General features: G+C 62.4%; 14 protein-coding genes. 8 read left to right on the forward strand and 6 right to left on the reverse strand.

Translation table 11 applies throughout. The annotated features are described in order from the left end of the window. The 4 genes from CUR21_RS13150 (at position 1) to CUR21_RS13165 (ending at position 4,148) form a co-directional block, all read left to right on the forward strand. Complete coding sequence (locus tag CUR21_RS13150) at positions 1–708, forward strand: ABC transporter ATP-binding protein (protein ID WP_100197456.1); 708 nt, start codon at positions 1–3, stop codon at positions 706–708. Continuing rightward, positions 705–1,955 (forward strand): ABC transporter permease, encoded by a 1,251-nt coding sequence (locus CUR21_RS13155; RefSeq protein ID WP_100197457.1) that lies wholly within the window; start codon positions 705–707, stop codon positions 1,953–1,955. The genes CUR21_RS13150 and CUR21_RS13155 overlap by 4 nt, the downstream gene beginning before the upstream one ends. A 53-nt stretch (positions 1,956–2,008) precedes the next feature. Continuing rightward, the gene (locus CUR21_RS13160; RefSeq protein ID WP_232622784.1) at positions 2,009–2,518 is read left to right on the forward strand and encodes a DUF3299 domain-containing protein; all 510 of its coding nucleotides are present in this window, start codon (positions 2,009–2,011) and stop codon (positions 2,516–2,518) included. A gap of 316 nt (positions 2,519–2,834) precedes the next feature. Next, positions 2,835–4,148, forward strand: coding sequence for an MBL fold metallo-hydrolase (locus CUR21_RS13165; RefSeq protein ID WP_157792017.1), 1,314 nt, complete (start codon positions 2,835–2,837; stop codon positions 4,146–4,148). Between the two features lie 267 nt (positions 4,149–4,415). On the opposite strand, the gene CUR21_RS13170 is transcribed toward CUR21_RS13165, so the two are convergent. The 3 genes from CUR21_RS13170 to CUR21_RS13180 form a co-directional block, all read right to left on the reverse strand. Beyond that, entirely contained in the window at positions 4,416–6,614 is a 2,199-nt protein-coding gene (locus tag CUR21_RS13170) for a TRAP transporter fused permease subunit (protein WP_100197459.1), read from the reverse strand. 77 nt (positions 6,615–6,691) lie between these two features. Continuing rightward, positions 6,692–7,660 carry a TAXI family TRAP transporter solute-binding subunit gene (locus CUR21_RS13175; protein WP_100197460.1) on the reverse strand — a complete coding sequence of 323 codons (969 nt, stop codon included), beginning with the start codon at positions 7,658–7,660 and terminating at the stop codon, positions 6,692–6,694. 123 nt (positions 7,661–7,783) lie between these two features. Further along, entirely contained in the window at positions 7,784–8,698 is a 915-nt protein-coding gene (locus CUR21_RS13180) for a LysR family transcriptional regulator (RefSeq protein WP_100197461.1), read from the reverse strand. 200 nt (positions 8,699–8,898) lie between these two features. On the opposite strand from CUR21_RS13180, the gene CUR21_RS13185 reads away from it, so the two are divergent. From CUR21_RS13185 to pyk, 4 genes are read left to right on the forward strand one after another with little or no spacing between them, the layout of a single operon-like run. Further along, positions 8,899–9,972 (forward strand): tartrate dehydrogenase, encoded by a 1,074-nt coding sequence (locus CUR21_RS13185; protein ID WP_100197462.1) that lies wholly within the window; start codon positions 8,899–8,901, stop codon positions 9,970–9,972. Positions 9,973–9,974: 2 nt separating this feature from the next. Continuing rightward, positions 9,975–10,733: a glycerate kinase gene (locus CUR21_RS19075; RefSeq protein ID WP_369802528.1), complete on the forward strand. Its 759-nt coding sequence runs from the start codon at positions 9,975–9,977 to the stop codon at positions 10,731–10,733. Continuing rightward, entirely contained in the window at positions 10,734–11,231 is a 498-nt protein-coding gene (locus CUR21_RS19080) for an MOFRL family protein (protein WP_369802529.1), read from the forward strand. Between the two features lie 27 nt (positions 11,232–11,258). Further along, on the forward strand, positions 11,259–12,671 hold the full coding sequence (gene pyk, locus CUR21_RS13195; RefSeq protein WP_100197463.1) for a pyruvate kinase: 1,413 nt from the start codon (positions 11,259–11,261) through the stop codon (positions 12,669–12,671). A 414-nt stretch (positions 12,672–13,085) separates the two neighbouring features. Here pyk and CUR21_RS13205 read toward each other — a convergent pair whose 3' ends face one another. Genes CUR21_RS13205 through cysT form a run of 3 tightly spaced genes read right to left on the reverse strand, consistent with a single transcriptional unit; the run spans position 13,086 to position 15,526 of the window. Then, a complete protein-coding gene (locus CUR21_RS13205; RefSeq protein WP_198431694.1) occupies positions 13,086–13,805 on the reverse strand; it encodes a sulfate/molybdate ABC transporter ATP-binding protein in 720 nt (239 codons plus the stop codon). Between the two features lie 10 nt (positions 13,806–13,815). Beyond that, positions 13,816–14,694: a sulfate ABC transporter permease subunit CysW gene (gene cysW, locus CUR21_RS13210; protein WP_198431695.1), complete on the reverse strand. Its 879-nt coding sequence runs from the start codon at positions 14,692–14,694 to the stop codon at positions 13,816–13,818. Then, positions 14,687–15,526 (reverse strand): sulfate ABC transporter permease subunit CysT, encoded by an 840-nt coding sequence (gene cysT, locus CUR21_RS13215; RefSeq protein WP_369802530.1) that lies wholly within the window; start codon positions 15,524–15,526, stop codon positions 14,687–14,689. Before cysT ends, cysW begins: the two co-directional genes overlap by 8 nt. Between the last annotated feature and the right edge of the window lie 6 nt (positions 15,527–15,532).

Here is a 15,532-nt window from a genome sequence, read left to right on the forward strand (position 1 = left end):
ATGGGCGCTCAGCCAAGCCACACCCTGTCCTTGCGCGACGTCAGGTTTTCTTGGCCCGGAACAGGGGCCTTCGGGATCGAGGTGCCACAGCTTGATCTGGCCAGCGGAGAATCAGCGATGCTCCTTGGCCAAAGCGGTTCTGGAAAATCCACCCTGCTCTCGCTCATCTGTGGCATCGTGCTGCCAGACTCCGGCGATGTGGCCGTCATCGGGCAAAAGATTTCCGCGCTGCGACCTTCCGCGCGCGACCGCTTCCGTGCCGAGACGATTGGCCTTGTTTTCCAGCAGTTCAACCTGCTGCCCTATGCAAGCGTCGCCGACAATATCCTGCTGCCCTTGCGCTTTGCCCCCGCGCGGCGCGCGCGCGTGGACGATCCTCTGCGCGAGGCAGCCCGCCTGTGCAGGGCCTTGGATCTGCCCGAGGCTGCGCTTGGCCAGTCCGCCGGGCGACTCAGCGTCGGACAACAACAACGGGTTGCCGTGGCGCGCGCGCTCATCGGGGCACCGCCGCTGATCGTGGCCGACGAACCGACCTCGGCCTTGGATGCCGAAACACAGACCGCATTTCTGGACCTCCTCTTCGCTCAGGTGCGCGCGGTGGGCGCAAGCTTGCTGATGGTCAGCCATGATCCCCGGCTGGGCGCGCGTTTTGATCGTGTCCTTCAGATCAGCACCATCGTTCGTCCGCTTTCGAGGCCGACATCATGATCTTGCGCTTGGCGATTGCCTCGCTGCGTGCCCGCGCGCTGACGGTGGGGCTCACGATCTTGTCGATCGCGCTGTCTGTCACCCTGTTTCTCGGGGTCGAGAAAATCCGCATCGGCGCGCAGCAAAGCTTTGAGGGGACGATTTCCGGAACCGATCTGATCTTCGGAGCCCGGGCAGGCTCGGTGCAATTGCTGCTGCATACGGTGTTCCGCATCGGCACACCAACCAACAATGTCACTTGGGAAAGCGTACAAGATGTGGCGGCGCGGCCAGAGGTCGCGTGGGTCGTCCCGATCTCCTTGGGCGACAGCCATTTTCAGTTTCGTGTGATGGGCACCACCGCCGCGTTTTTTGATCGCTTCCGCTATCGCGGCACGCAGACGCTGAGGTTTGCGTCGGGCCAAGCCTTCGATGATCTCTTCGACGCTGTGATCGGCGCCGACGTCGCAGCCGAACTTGGTTATCAGGAAGGGCAACCCATCGTCCTCTCCCACGGCATTGCATCCTTTGTCGCGCATGAAGACTGGCCTTTCCGGATCTCGGGCATCCTTGCTCGCACCGGAACCCCTTTGGACCGCACGGTCATCGTCAGCCTTGAAGGCCTTGAGGCGATCCACGTGGACTGGCAAGGCGGGGGGCGGCGTCCCGGCTCTCCCACGCCCAAAGCCGCGCTACGTGCGATGGATCTCACGCCGCAATCGGTTACGGCGGCCTTGGTGGGTGTGGAATCGCGCCTGCACATCTTTCAACTGCAGCGCTGGATCAACGGCTACCGTCAGGAACCCCTGATGGCGATCCTTCCCGGGGTCGCCCTGTCAGAGCTTTGGCAGATCGTAGGCCTGGCCGAAATCGCCCTGCGCGCCGTTTCGGCCATGGTTGTGATCACGGCCTTGTTCGGAATGACGGCTAGCACTTTCGCCAGCCTAAACGAAAGACGCAGGGAAATGGCCATCTGGCGCGCCAATGGCGGATCGCCGGGCACAATACTGGGCCTTCTGGTCTTGGAGGCGGTGCTGATGGGGGTCATCGCCAGCCTCATCGGCATTGCACTGGTCCACGCCGTGCTGTTCGCAATACGCCCCCTCATCGATTCAACCTTCGGCCTTTGGTTGCCGATCGGTTGGCCGGGCGCACAGGAACTCATGATCGTCGCAGTGGTGATCGGAACAGGGGCGCTGGCCAGCTTGCTGCCGGGGTGGCGCGCGTATCGCATGTCCCTTGCCGATGGGATGATGGTCCGGACCTGAGGCCAACAGCGTGTGCCGCCACGTCCGTCAACCTTCGAACACAGGAGTTGAGAATGATCCAGAAACATCCCCGCCGGCGCGTGTTGCAATTGGGCTTGGCCGCCGCGACCTTGGCGCTCGGCGCTCCGGCTCTGGCGGCCACGCGGATCCGCTGGGACGATCTGATCCCCCCGGGGGTGGCCTATGGGGAAATCATCGGGCTTGGCTCACAGGATTTCGAACGGGATGTCTGGCTCCCGGAGTTCGACGAGAACGGCCTTGCGCTCAACATGGCTTTGGATGGGACAGACGTCACAATTGCAGGCTTTATGATCCCGTTGGATCTGCTCGCAGGCGGTGTGACAGATTTCGTGCTGGTGCCCTTCGTGGGGGCCTGCATCCATGTTCCGCCGCCGCCGCCTAATCAGCTGATCTTTGTCACCGCACAGCGGCCTTGGCCGCGCAGCAACCTGTGGGAAGCGCTCTTGGTCACGGGGCGGCTTCGCGCCAATCTTCACACCACCCAGATCGCGCAGACGGGCTATGAACTCGACGCGGTGCAGATCGAACCCTTCGTCAGATAAGGCCGCGCCACCCACGAAACCTCACGACGTGCCCCTCCTGCCCCGCCCCCAAAGGGCACGCCGGATGACGCGCAGACACAGCCCAGTGCCGCTGTCCCCAAAGACGGCCCGCAGCCGCACGCGTTCCTTGGCAAAGCCATGGCGTTACGCCCGCTGCCGCGCCGAGAGCAAACGCCATCAGGATCATGTCAGATCTCTATATAATCTGCACGGTGTTAGGGGAGCTTTACCACCCTGTTAGCCTTCCTCTGCGGGGGAGGCGTGCGCCTATGCACATCCGCGTCGATACCCTCGCGGAATTGGAGGAGAACCCTATATGCGAAACACCTTACTGGGAACTGTGGCACTCGCTGGCCTGATGGCTGGCCCCGCTGCGGCGATTGAACTGGAGGATATGATTGCCGCGCGCCAACATGTGTTTGGGGCCGAGCATGTGAACCCCCAGACAGGGGCGCTGCCAAATGACAAGGTCATTTTTTCTTGGCTGTCCGCCGCCTCCTTTGCGGCTTCGGTGCAAGGTCGGGTCGTGATGTTTGATACCTTTGTCTCTCGGCTCGAGGTCGAGCGCGGCCGCACGCCCTTGACCATCATGGATATCACCAACATCAAGCCGGACGCGATCACGGTGAGCCATGGGCATGGCGACCATGCCGACAACGCCGTTTTCATCGCCGCCCACAGTGGTGCACCGATTTACGCGACCGAAGAACTCTGTGGCTCTTTGGTCAACCTTGATTGGGAACGCATGCGCAATGACCCGCGCATTCAGAACAACCCGACCTATGCCTTTCCTGCGGAAGCGGCGATCTCATGCGTTCCGGTCACCAGCACCGGATCGACCCCCGGCACCGAGATCCTCAACATCCCGCTTCTGGAGCCTGATGCCTGCGTGATCGGTTTCCGCCACCTGCATTCGGTGGCTGTGCCACCGGACCCGGAGTTCCCGCCGACCCCCGTCGAAATCATTGTCGACCCGCGCGATGCACAGTTCTTTCCCGAAGGAACCCCGCTCTGGCCGCGTCAGGCGCCACCTGATTATGAACCCGTGGATGATCGCCAGTTCGACAGCCGGACCACCGCCGGGGCGCCGGGTGGGGCCGAGTCCCTGTTTTTCAGCGTGATCCTGCGCGGAGGGAGCAATTTCTCGTTTGTGTATCAGAACACCGCCGGCGCATTGAAAGAAGGCAAGGGCCGCGACTGGGATGGCACGCCAGAGGACGGGCAACGCATCATTGCGGTGCTCGAAGCGCTTGGCCCAACCGATGTGCAGCTGGGCACCGCAGCCACCGGCAATTTCGCCAACAACGGCCTGCGCGATCTGATTGAATATCAGGCGGCGCTGAAGCCAAAGATCTACATTCCCAATCACATCACCACCGGCACCAGCGCCAAAGAGGGGTCGTCGCTCTCGGTCTATGCGGGCTATGTGAACCAGATGGATCTCATGAATGTGCCGATGGAAGACCGCCCGCGCCTGCATTGGCTGATTGACCCGGTCGATTACCTGAAGCCCATCGTCTATGATGTGAACAACCCCAACTGGTCTGCGCCCGAAAAGCAGGAGATGCTGAACAGCTTCTGTGCTCCGACGGGATCTTCCGATCCTGTGCTTGTCTCACTTTCCGACTGACCCAAAGCAACAGCTTTTTCCGTGCCACATCGCACCGCCGCCTTGCGCGGCGGTGCGTCTTTTCATGCGATCAGGCTCTGCCTGCCCCTTGGGGAAGCACGCCCTTTTCACGGGTCAGGCGCCTCCAAGCGCACTGCCGCCACAGCGGCCGAAAACAGCAACGGTGCGCCGATCGCGCAAAGCAGCGATGGCGTTCCGCCCCCTCCGCGCACCAAAAAGGGTGGCCGAAAACCATCGGCCACCCCCTATCGTTCCGCTTGTAAGCCTTCAGCCTTTGCTTTCCGCCACGGCTTGACTGCCCGCGCTGCGGCGCTGCCAAAGGAAGAGCAAAGCAGCAATGCCGAGCCCGATCGCATCCGTCACCAGCCCGGCCTTCAGCATCCCGAGCGCGCCTGCAATCAGCAGGATGCGCGCGGGCCAGCCAACCGTGCCGAAGAACCAGCCAATCACCCCGCAAGACAGCAGATAGATGCCCAGCAGCGCCGATCCCACGACATGCGCGGTTTCCAGAAGGTCGCCTTGCAGCAAAAGGGCGTCCGAGAAATAGAACATGTAAGGCACAACAAACGCGGCAAGCCCGATGCGAAACGCCTCGACACTGGTTTTCATCGGATCAGACTGTGCCAAAGCCGCTCCGGCATAGGCCGCCAAAGCCACTGGCGGCGTGATGGCGGACATGACAGCAAAGTAGAAGATGAAGAAATGGGCCGTCAGCGGCGCGATGCCAAGGTTGATCAGCCCGGGCGCAATCACGCTGGCCGCCACCGCATAGGCGGCCGTGGTCGGCATGCCCATGCCCAGCACAACGGCCACGAGCATAGAAAAGATCAGCGCCAGCAACTGCGATTGATCGGCAATCCCCAAAAGCAGCGCTGAAAAGCGCGTGCCGATCCCGGTCAGCGCGATCACACCCACAATGATGCCCGCTGCAGCACAAACCGCAACCAGTTGAAAGGTCATCCTTGCGCCAAAGTCGAGGGCATTGAGCAATTGACGCGGCCCCATTTTGTGCGGTGTCAGCCACGACACCACCGCGGCGGTCATCATCGCCAGAGTGCCGCAGCGGATGACCGAATAGCCCATGAACAAGGCCACGATCAGCACGACAATCGGCGAAAACAGATAGGCTTGCGCCATCAACGCGCCAAGCTTGGGCAATGCAGATTTCGGCAGCCCCACCATCCGGAACTTCTGCGCTGTCAGATCAACCATGAAATAGATCGACGCGAAGTAAAGAATGGCCGGGATCAATGCAGCCCAGACGATCTCGGTATAGGGGATGCCCGTGATCTCTGCCATGATAAAGGCCCCGGCCCCCATGATCGGCGGCATGATCTGCCCTCCGGAGGACGCGGCCGCTTCGACCGCCGCAGCCGTCTGTCCGCGGTAGCCAACTTTCTTCATCAAGGGAATGGTCAGACTCCCCGTGGCCACCACATTCCCTGCCGATGTGCCGTTGATCATCCCCATCAGACCCGAGGCGAAAATCGCCACCTTCGCAGGCCCCCCCCGCTTGCTGCCTGCCATCGCAAAGGCAACATTCACGAAATACGCGCCCACACGGGTGGTTTGCAGAAAGGCGGCAAAGACCACGAACAGAATGATGTAGGTCGAGGAAATCGCGATCGGCGCACTCAGCACGCCATTGTCCGTGAAGATATAGGTAAAGAACCGCTTGGGCGTGTAGCCGCTGTGAGACAGGATGCCCGGCAGCCAAGGGCCGGCAAAGGCATAGGCGACAAAGACGCCCGCGATGATCACCAGTGCAAGGCCCGCCATGCGCCGCACGGCTTCAAAGATCAAGATCACACCCGTGATCGCTGCCCACATGTCCGATGGCAAGGCCATGGGCATTCCAGCCCGCATCTGCAACGCCCGAACGAAGAAAATGAGATACCCCACCGCGGCAACCGTGGCCAGCGCAAGCAGGACATCGGACGGCGCGAACCGGTCTGTTCTCTGCGCCGGAAACAGCCACCCGTGCACGACGGCGAGAACCGTCCCGAGTGTCAGCGGAAGCCCGAAACTGGCAAGAGCCCAAGCCGGCGGCCGGGCAGAGCCGAAGACCCACCAATTGCCCCACAGCACGCCAACCCCGACCAGACCAAACAGGACCCCCGCTGCGGCAAGGCCCAACAGAGCAAAATTGGCACCCGAACGCGGGGTTACTTTCGTTCCGGGCTCCACCGCATGCGCGCCGAACAGAAGAAAGCCAAGCGCCAGTCCCCCCGCAAGGTGGATCAGCCGATAGGTCCAGCTTTCCAGCGGGTAAAGGTTCATCACGATCAGATGGAAAAGCGTGTATGCCGCACAGGCGGCTGCAAATGCGTAATGCCGGCTGCCGATGAAAGCCCGCTGATTGCTTGCCAGCGGTTCTTCGTCGACGGCGGCCGTGGCTGATATCCTGATGTCGGACTCCGCAAGGGTGTCAGAGGGGGGAGTCTCACCGCGGGCAGGGTGTGTCATGGGGGCTCCGGAAGATGAAGGTCACAAAAGAGCGGGCGGCCCTTCGCCGCCCGCTGTGTCGGCAAAGCCAGCGCGGCTCAGCGCAGTTCTTCCGGAATGCTGATGCCGATTTCCTCGTAATAGCGCACGGCACCGGGATGGAACGGCATGAAGTTGTTCTTGTCCCAGTTTTCCGCCAGCGCCTCCACAGCCGAGGCATGGATCTGCACAATGCGGGCATTGTCTTCCAACGCAAGCTTCGTGATTTCATACGCCAGACTGTCGGGAACAGACGCATGCGCAATCGCGAAGTTCCACATCGAAACGGTGTTCACCTCGTAGTCCTGGTTGTTGTAAGTGCCGGCAGGAATGGTGAAAGGCTGCATCGACGGCACCGCTTCCAAGAAGGTCGACACATTGGCATCGCTCATCGACAGGAAGGTAACCTGCTGCTCCACAGCCAGTTGGCTGAAGGCACCGGTCGGCAAACCCGCCGCAAAGACGAAGGCATCGATAAGCCCATCGGCCATCTGGCCTGCCGCATCGGACGCCCCGGCGAAACTGGCATTGATGGTCATGCCCGTCGTCTCGAAGTAACGCTGCCAATAGGTCGCAGACGTCCCCGAGGCCGGGCCCATATTCACCCGCTTGCCTTCAAGATCCTCAAAGCTCGAAATCCCGGACGCGCTCAAGACGGCGGCCTGCAACGGGGTCTGATACATCGGGAAAAGGGCGCGCAGGTTGCTGGCCTCCATCCCCGGCATCAATTCGCTTTCTCCCTGCATCGCCTCTTGCGCAGGACCGGTGGTTACAAAGCCCAGCAAGGTCTCGGCCGTCTCGACAAGCGCAACGTTCTGACCGGGACCTCCGGTAACCTCAACGCTGGTGGAAATCCCCAGACGTTCGCCAATCAACGATGCGAAGCCCGACCCCCACACAAAGTAAGCGCCCCCTTGCGATCCGGTCGAAATGCTCAGACTGGACGGCCAGCCCTCACGGTCTTGGGCAGAGGCAGGTAGGGCCAGCATCGCACCGGCGACAAGCGTCGCAGCTGTGGTCAATTTCATTGTTTTTCTCCTCCCGTGGTCACACTGGCACCGCGCTCCTCAGCGGCGATGCCTATGTTTCGACCATGCAAGCCGCTGCCCAGCCGCTCAACGTGCAGAAGAATATATTCAAAACTGATATGATCAGGCCGTTTCCTCGATTTCAGACAGGTGCTGGTCCAACGTGCTCAGCAGGGCATCGCGCTGCGCATCGCGGGTGCCGCGCGTCCATGCGGCGGCCAATATAAGCTTTGACAAAGGGCGTCCCGGCGCAACGGCAAGCGGCACAAACCGGACTCCGGGAACCGAGATCCGGGCCGTCCAGCGCGGCACGATGGCCAGTCCCGTCCCCGTCGCCACCAGATTGACGATGGTGTGCTTTTCCTCGGCAACCTGAGTAATCCGTGCCGTGAGCCCCGCATCCAGAAAAAGTTTGATCGTAAGATCATGCGAATGCGGGCGCGAACGGCGATCTGGCACGATCAGCGGCGCCTCTGCCAGATCCGTGATCGAGATTTCGCTTTGCTGCGCCAAGGGATGGTCTGTGGGCAGGGCCACCACAGCCGTTTCGAAGAACAGCGTCCGAAAGTTGATGCGCGGGTCACGGATATCCGGCGGACGGCAAAACACGATGTCAAGCGCGCCACTCAGCAGCTTGGGCAAAAGGTGAATCGTTTTTTGCTCGATCAACTGAACATCAATGTCCGGATATTCGTCGCGCAGGTGTTTCAAAAGCTGCGGCATCAGGCCCGCTGCGGCACTGTCGATGGCCCCCACCTTCAGAACGGATTTATCAAGTTTGCGCAGGCCCCGCAGACGTTCCTCCAGTCGCTGCGCCTGCATCACAAGGGCACGGGCATCCTCGACGATCGCGGCGCCTGCCTCGGTCAGCGAGACGGTGCGCGTGGTCCGCAAGAACAGCCGGGTTTCCAGCCGCTCCTCCAGAATTCGGATCTGTCGCCCCAACGAAGCTGGCAGCATATCCAAAGACTGGGCCGCACGGCCGAAATGCAGCTGATCCGCCACGGCCAGAAAACAGCGAAGCTGGGTCGTATCCATCCACCCGGTCCTTCCGTCTAGTTATTTCAGTTTTGTATATAATCGCCTGCAAATTGAGACGTCCAGTCTCTTGGCTCTAGGGTGGCGATGTGATGGCCGGGCGATGTCGCGCCGCAGAATGAACTGGGCAGCCTGTTTGCGGCTGTCCGCGTTCTGCGGTGCATCCGGGCAGAATTTGATCGCGAGAGGAACGGATCACCATGAAGACCTACAAGATTGCCGCCATACCCGCCGATGGTATCGGCCCCGAGGTGATCGCCGCCGGGCTTCAGGCGCTGGAAGCGCTGCAACGGCGCGACGGCGGCTTTATGCTGGATGTGACAACATTTGACTGGGGGTCAGAGCGCTATCGCAAAACCGGTGCCATGATGCCCGAAGATGGGACGGCGCAACTCAAGGCCTTTGACGCAATCTTTTTCGGCGCGGTCGGCGCGCCAGACGTGCCCGATCACATCACGCTCTGGGGTTTGCGACTGCCGATCTGCCAAGGCTTTGACCAATACGCCAATGTGCGCCCAACGCGCATCTTGCCGGGGATCGTCTCGCCTTTGGCGGATGTGGGCCTGGGCGATCTGGATTGGGTTATCGTGCGCGAAAACTCTGAAGGCGAATATTCGGGGCATGGGGGCCGGGCGCACAAGGGTCTGCCCGAGGAAGTGGGGACAGAAGTTTCCATTTTCACGCGTGTCGGTGTCACCCGGATCATGCGCTACGCGTTCCGCCTCGCACAATCGCGCCCCCGCAAGTTTCTCACCGTCGTGACCAAATCCAACGCGCAACGCTTTGGCATGGTGATGTGGGATGAGATCGCGGCGGAAGTGTCAAAGGAATTCCCGGATGTGACTTGGGACAAGATGCTGGTGGACGCAATGACTGTGCGCATGGTCAAGAACCCGCGCAGCCTTGATACCATCGTGGCCACGAACCTTCACGCCGATATCCTGTCCGATCTCGCCGGCGCCCTTGCAGGAAGTCTTGGCGTCGCGCCAACCGCCAACATCGACCCCGAGCGCCGCTATCCGTCAATGTTCGAACCGATCCACGGCTCCGCCTTTGACATCACCGGCAAAGGGATTGCAAACCCGGTGGCAACCTTCTGGACGGCAGCGCAGATGCTGGAGCATCTCGGAGAGCCCGCGGCCGCCAAACGCCTGATGCGTGCCGTGGAAAAGGTCTGTGCCGATGGGGTGATGACACCCGACGTGGGCGGCTCGGCCAACACCCGGGAGGTGACCGAGGCCGTGTGCGAAGCCATCCGCGCAGAGAACATCTGACGATGAAAGACGCACGCGCCTGTGCCCTCTTGCGACAGATGCTGGATGCGGCCATCTCGGCTGCAGACCCTGCCACAGTCGTGGCGCCGCATCTGCCCGAAAAACCGCGCGGACGTTGCATCGTGGTGGGGGCGGGAAAATCCGCCGCCGCCATGGCGCAGGCGGTCGAGCAGGCATGGCCGGACGTTGATCTCACAGGTGTGGTTGTCACCCGCTACGGTCATGCCGTGCCGACCCAACGCATCCTTGTGCGCGAAGCAGCCCATCCCGTCCCCGACGCCGCCGGAGAAGCGGCGGCACAAGAGATCTTGCGCATCGTGCAAACCGCAGGGCCTGATGATCTGGTGCTGGCCCTGATCTCGGGCGGCGGCTCAGCGCTGATGCCACAGCCAAAGCCACCGCTCACCTTGGCCGAGAAGAAAGAGGTCAATCGCCTTCTCTTGCATTCGGGCCTGACCATCGACGAGATGAACCGGGTCCGGCGGCGCCTGTCGCAGATCAAAGGCGGCGGTCTGGCCCGGGCCGTCGGCGCGGCCCGCCTCGTCACGCTCGCCATTTCCGATGTGCCGGGCGATGATCCCGCCGCCATCGCCTCGGGTCCGACCGTTCCCGATCCGACCGCATCGGTCGATCTGTCCCCTTTGGTGGACCGTCTCGGGGATGCCTTGCCAAGGGCTGCGCGGGCGCTGTTGCTTGCCACCCCCGCCCCTGCCCCAAGCTTTGTGCCAGACTATCGATTGATCGCCACGCCGCAACTGTAGTTGCAGGCGGCAGCTCGGGTCGCCCGCGACCACGGGATTGCCCCGGTGCTTCTCGGCGATGCGCTGGAAGGCGAGGCCCGCGACTTGGGGATCGTGATGGCTGGCATCAGCAAGGCCGCGGCCCGCCACGGCACCCCCGCCCAGCCCCCTTTGGTCCTGCTGTCCGGAGGTGAAACGACCGTCTCCATCGGCGCCCGCACACCCGGAAGAGGCGGGCGCAACACCGAGTTCCTCCTATCGCTCGCCACCGCGCTCCAAGGCCACCCAGACATTTTCGCTCTTGCCGCCGACACTGACGGCATCGACGGAACAGAGGACGCTGCCGGAGCCCTGATCAGGCCAGACACACTCTCGCGCGGATCGGCCCGCGGGCTCGATGCTGGTGCCAAACTCATGGCACACGACAGCTACAGCTATTTCGATGCCATCGGTGAACTGATCCGAACCGGCCCCACCCTGACCAACGTCAATGATTTTCGGGCCGTCCTCGTGCTTTGAAATCCCGTTCCTACAAGGATACCTCCCATGATTCGTGACAGACGCGCCAAGATCGTGGCCACCGTCGGCCCGGCCAGCGCAGCGCCGTTCATGTTGCGTCGGTTGTTCACCCAAGGGGTCGACACCTTTCGGCTGAACTTCAGTCATGGCGACCATGCCACCCATCAGGCCGTGATCCGCGCCATCCGCGCCTTGGAAGAGGAGGTCGGCACCCCCATCGGGATCGTGCAGGACCTGCAAGGCCCGAAAATCCGCATCGGCCGCCTGACAAATGGCCCGCGCACACTCGACCGGGACGAACGCGTCACGCTGGTGTCAACCAGCGAAACCGGCGAGTCAACAACCCTGCCCCTCCCGCATCCCGAGATTTTTGCCGCCATCCGGCCCGGGCACCGCCTGTTCATCGATGACGGCCGCTTGCGCCTGAGGGTGCTTGAAACCACAGCCGAGCGGATAGAAGCGGTGGTGCTTGAAGGCGGCAAGATCAGTGACCGCAAGGGGGTGAACCTGCCCGATACCATCCTTGATCTGCCGGTCCTGACCCAGAAAGACCGGCACGATCTGGACTTCGGTCTGGCCGAAGGCGTCGATTGGGTCGCGCTGTCCTTCGTCCAGCGCGCCAGCGATCTGGACGAGATTTCCACGATCATCGCAGGGCGTGCGGGGCTGATCGCCAAGATAGAAAAGCCCACCGCGCTTGACGAGATCGAAGAGATCGTCCGAAAATCCGATGCCATCATGGTCGCGCGCGGCGATTTGGGCGTGGAAATCCCACCCGAAGACGTCCCGGCACGCCAGAAGGAAATCATCGCCCTGTGTCGGCGCGAAAGCCGCCCGGTGATCGTCGCCACCCAGATGCTGGAATCGATGACAGGCGCCCCTGCCCCCACCCGCGCCGAAGCCTCCGATGTCGCGACTGCGATCTATGACGGGGCTGATGCCGTCATGCTTTCGGCCGAAAGCGCCAGCGGAGCCTATCCGTCAGAGGCGGTTGAGGTCATGGACCGCATCATCCGGTCCACCGAAGCACATTCTTGGTATGCCAACGCCATCCGCAGCTCGCGCGAGGCGGCGGCCACCCCGGCAGATTGCATTGCCGATACCAGCGCGCAAATGGCTGTGGCACTGGGCGCACGCTGCATTGTCGCCCATTCCGTAACCGGGACGACCGGCACCCGCATTGCCGCGCGACGGCCGATGTTGCCTTTGCTGGTCCTGACCCGAGATGTGCAGGTGTCCAGACGCATGGCCTTGGTCTGGGGTCTCCGCTCGGTTTTGGAAGATACGGTGTCGGATTACGACAGCATGATAGAAAGCGCGCGGGTCAAATCCGCGCAACTCCTTGCCCCGACCGCAGGCGAGCTTTTGGTGGTCTTGGCCGGCATCCCCTTCGGACAGATCGGCAGCACCAACAACATCAGAGTGGCAAGTTTCGCCTGACCGCCAGCCCTCCCTTCCGCCCTCCCGGCCTCTGCGGAACCGGGTTTGTGTCCGCCACGGGTCATGCATCCCGCCGAAGCGCCGTTCTGGCTCAGGGTCTCAGCATCTCGACACCCCCATTGGCCCCCCATGATCTGCATGGGAGAAGTGTCGGGTTTGTCGCCCATCTGTCGGCTCCAGCTGCCAGACGGCGTTGATCCGTGACGTCGCTCCCCGGCGCTGAGGCTCCAGTCACAATGATGCCAAACGTCAGAACATGAAGGCTGCGGCTTGGGCACCGGCGCACAAAAGGGTTTTGGCGCATCTGTGGTAAAGGGTTGCGACCCTGCGCCACTCTTTCAGCCGAGCCAAGCTGATCTCGATCCGATTGCGGCGCCCGTCATCGCGGAGGGCCTTTCCACATCGCCTCGCCCTTCATGCGCTGACGAACGCGCGCACGAAGGGTGTAGCGGGCCTTGCGCGGATGTCTTGGGGTTTGCCGATTTGTTCGATCCGCCCCATCGACATGACCACCACCAGATCCGCGAGTTCCATCGCCTCTTCCTGATCATGGGTCACAAAAACCGTGGTCAGCCCCGTGGTGTCGTGGATATCGCGCAGGCCTTGGCGCAGTTCCTTGCGGACCTTGGCATCCAGCGCGCCGAAGGGTTCGTCGAGGAGGAGCATCCGCGGCTCGATGGCCAGCGCGCGGGCAAGCGCCACACGCTGCCGCTGACCGCCCGAGAGCTGGCTGGGATAGCGCGCGCCGATGTCAGGGAGCTGGATCAGCTCCAGCAGTTTGGTCACACGCCGGGCGATCTCGGCCTTGGTCGGGCGGCTGGCGCGCGGGCGGGCGTTCAGGCCGTAGGCGATGTTGTCGAACACGGTCATATGGCGGAACAGCGCATAGCTTTGGAACACAAATCCCGCGCGGCGATCCTGCACCGACAGGCCCGTGGCATCCTGCCCGTCGAACATCACGCGCCCCGAACTGGGGAACTCAAGGCCGCCAAGGATGCGCAAAAGCGTGGTCTTGCCCGACCCCGAAGGGCCCAGCAGCGCCACCAGCGCGCCCGACGGCAACGACAGCGAGACCGGGTGCAGCGCCGCCGTGGTGCCAAAGCTTTTGGAGATTTCGTCGATTTCGATATGCATGGGATGTCTCCTAGTGGCGGTGCGCGGCGGCGAGTTGATCGGCATGGCGGATTTCCAGAGCGGTCTTGAGCAGAAGCGTGACAAGCGCCAGCAGCGCCAACACAGCGGCAAGGCTGAAGGCCGCGACCGAGAGGTATTCCTGATAGAGCATCTCGATCGTGGTCGGCATGGTGGCGGTCTGGCCACGGATCTTGCCCGAGACCACGGCGACCGCCCCAAACTCGCCCATCGCGCGGGCGTTGCACAAAAGCACGCCATAGAGGAGCGCCCAGCGGATATTGGGCAGCGTCACCGTCCAGAACACCCGCCAGCCGCTCGCGCCAAGGGTCAGCGCGGCCTCTTCCTCGGCCCGGCCCTGTTCGATCATCACCGGGATCAACTCGCGCGCAACAAAGGGGAAGGTCACGAACATGGTGGCCAGAATGATCCCCGGCATCGCAAAGACGATCGGATAGCCATTGGCCACCAGCCAGCCGCCCACCAAAGAATTGGTGCCGAACATCAACACGATGCAGAGTCCCGCCACGACTGGAGAGACCGAGAACGGCAGATCGATCAGCGTGATCAGGAAGGCCTTGCCACGGAAGTCGAACTTGGTGATGAACCACGCCGCCGCCACGCCGAAGATGGCGTTCAAGGGCACCGAGATCGCGGCGATGGTCAGCGTCAGCTTGATCGCCTCTTGCGCGTCCCGCGTCGCAAGGCTGGCCAGCGAGGCCGCCACGCCCTGCGCCAAGGCTTCGACAAAGACGGCGATCAGCGGCGCAAAGACCAGAATACCAAGCCCCAGCACCGCCGCCGCGATCATCGCCCAGCGGGCGAGCGGGGACTCTTCGGTGGCCGAGCGGAAGCGGGGCGGCGCGCCCTTGGTCACGGTGATATCAGACATAGCCAATCCTCCGGCGGCTCCAGACCTGGATCAGGTTGATGACCAGCAGCATCGCAAAGCTGATCAGCAGCATGGCGATGCCGATGGCGGCGGCTGCGTCATAGTTGAACTCTTCCAGCTGGATGATGATCAGCAGCGGCGCGATTTCCGTGACCAGCGGAATATTCCCCGCGATAAAGATGACCGACCCGTACTCCCCCACCGCCCGGGCCAACGCCAGGGCAAAGCCCGTCAGCGCGGCGGGCGTCAGCATCGGCAGGATGACATGGCGGATCGTGTGGAAGCGGCTTGCGCCAAGGGTGGCAGAGGCCTCTTCCACCTCGCGCTCGATTTCTTCGACCACCGGCTGCACGGTGCGGGTGACAAAGGGCAGGCCCACAAACACCAGGGCGATGAAGATGCCCCATTGGGTATAGGCGATTTTCCAGCCGATCTCCCCGGCGAGTTGCCCGAAGAAGCCGTTGGGCGCATAAAGCGCGGTCAATGAGATGCCCGCCACCGCCGTTGGCAGCGCAAAGGGCAGATCCACAGCAGCATCCAGAATACGGCGCCCCGGAAAGCGATAGCGCACCAGCACCCAAGCCAGCAGCACACCGAAGACCAGATTGAACAGCGCCGCAAACAGCGACAGCCGGAACGACAAGAACAGCGCCGCCCAGACGCGTTCACGGTTCACCGTTTCCCAGATCCCCGCCAAGCCGTAATTGGCGCCCTTCAAAAGAAGGGCGCCGATGGGCAGAAGGACGACAAGGGAAAGCATCGTCAGGGTGATCCCCATGCTGAGGCCAAGGCCGGGCATCGGGGATCGGTGGATCAGAGGTCTGCCCATCATCTTTCC

It is taken from the genome of Pseudorhodobacter sp. MZDSW-24AT (assembly GCF_002794355.1).
Lineage (GTDB): Bacteria > Pseudomonadota > Alphaproteobacteria > Rhodobacterales > Rhodobacteraceae > Pseudotabrizicola.

What these genes read in the sequence shown, in the direction of transcription:
- CUR21_RS13150 (WP_100197456.1), top strand. Translation starts at nt 1, where the DNA reads ATGGGCGCTCAGCCAAGCCACACCCTGTCCTTGCGCGACGTCAGGTTT.
- CUR21_RS13155 (WP_100197457.1), top strand. Translation starts at nt 705, where the DNA reads ATGATCTTGCGCTTGGCGATTGCCTCGCTGCGTGCCCGCGCGCTGACG.
- CUR21_RS13160 (WP_232622784.1), top strand. Translation starts at nt 2,009, where the DNA reads ATGATCCAGAAACATCCCCGCCGGCGCGTGTTGCAATTGGGCTTGGCC.
- CUR21_RS13165 (WP_157792017.1), top strand. Translation starts at nt 2,835, where the DNA reads ATGCGAAACACCTTACTGGGAACTGTGGCACTCGCTGGCCTGATGGCT.
- CUR21_RS13170 (WP_100197459.1), bottom strand. Translation starts at nt 6,614, where the DNA reads ATGACACACCCTGCCCGCGGTGAGACTCCCCCCTCTGACACCCTTGCG.
- CUR21_RS13175 (WP_100197460.1), bottom strand. Translation starts at nt 7,660, where the DNA reads ATGAAATTGACCACAGCTGCGACGCTTGTCGCCGGTGCGATGCTGGCC.
- CUR21_RS13180 (WP_100197461.1), bottom strand. Translation starts at nt 8,698, where the DNA reads ATGGATACGACCCAGCTTCGCTGTTTTCTGGCCGTGGCGGATCAGCTG.
- CUR21_RS13185 (WP_100197462.1), top strand. Translation starts at nt 8,899, where the DNA reads ATGAAGACCTACAAGATTGCCGCCATACCCGCCGATGGTATCGGCCCC.
- CUR21_RS19075 (WP_369802528.1), top strand. Translation starts at nt 9,975, where the DNA reads ATGAAAGACGCACGCGCCTGTGCCCTCTTGCGACAGATGCTGGATGCG.
- pyk (WP_100197463.1), top strand. Translation starts at nt 11,259, where the DNA reads ATGATTCGTGACAGACGCGCCAAGATCGTGGCCACCGTCGGCCCGGCC.
- CUR21_RS13205 (WP_198431694.1), bottom strand. Translation starts at nt 13,805, where the DNA reads ATGCATATCGAAATCGACGAAATCTCCAAAAGCTTTGGCACCACGGCG.
- cysW (WP_198431695.1), bottom strand. Translation starts at nt 14,694, where the DNA reads ATGTCTGATATCACCGTGACCAAGGGCGCGCCGCCCCGCTTCCGCTCG.
- cysT (WP_369802530.1), bottom strand. Translation starts at nt 15,526, where the DNA reads ATGATGGGCAGACCTCTGATCCACCGATCCCCGATGCCCGGCCTTGGC.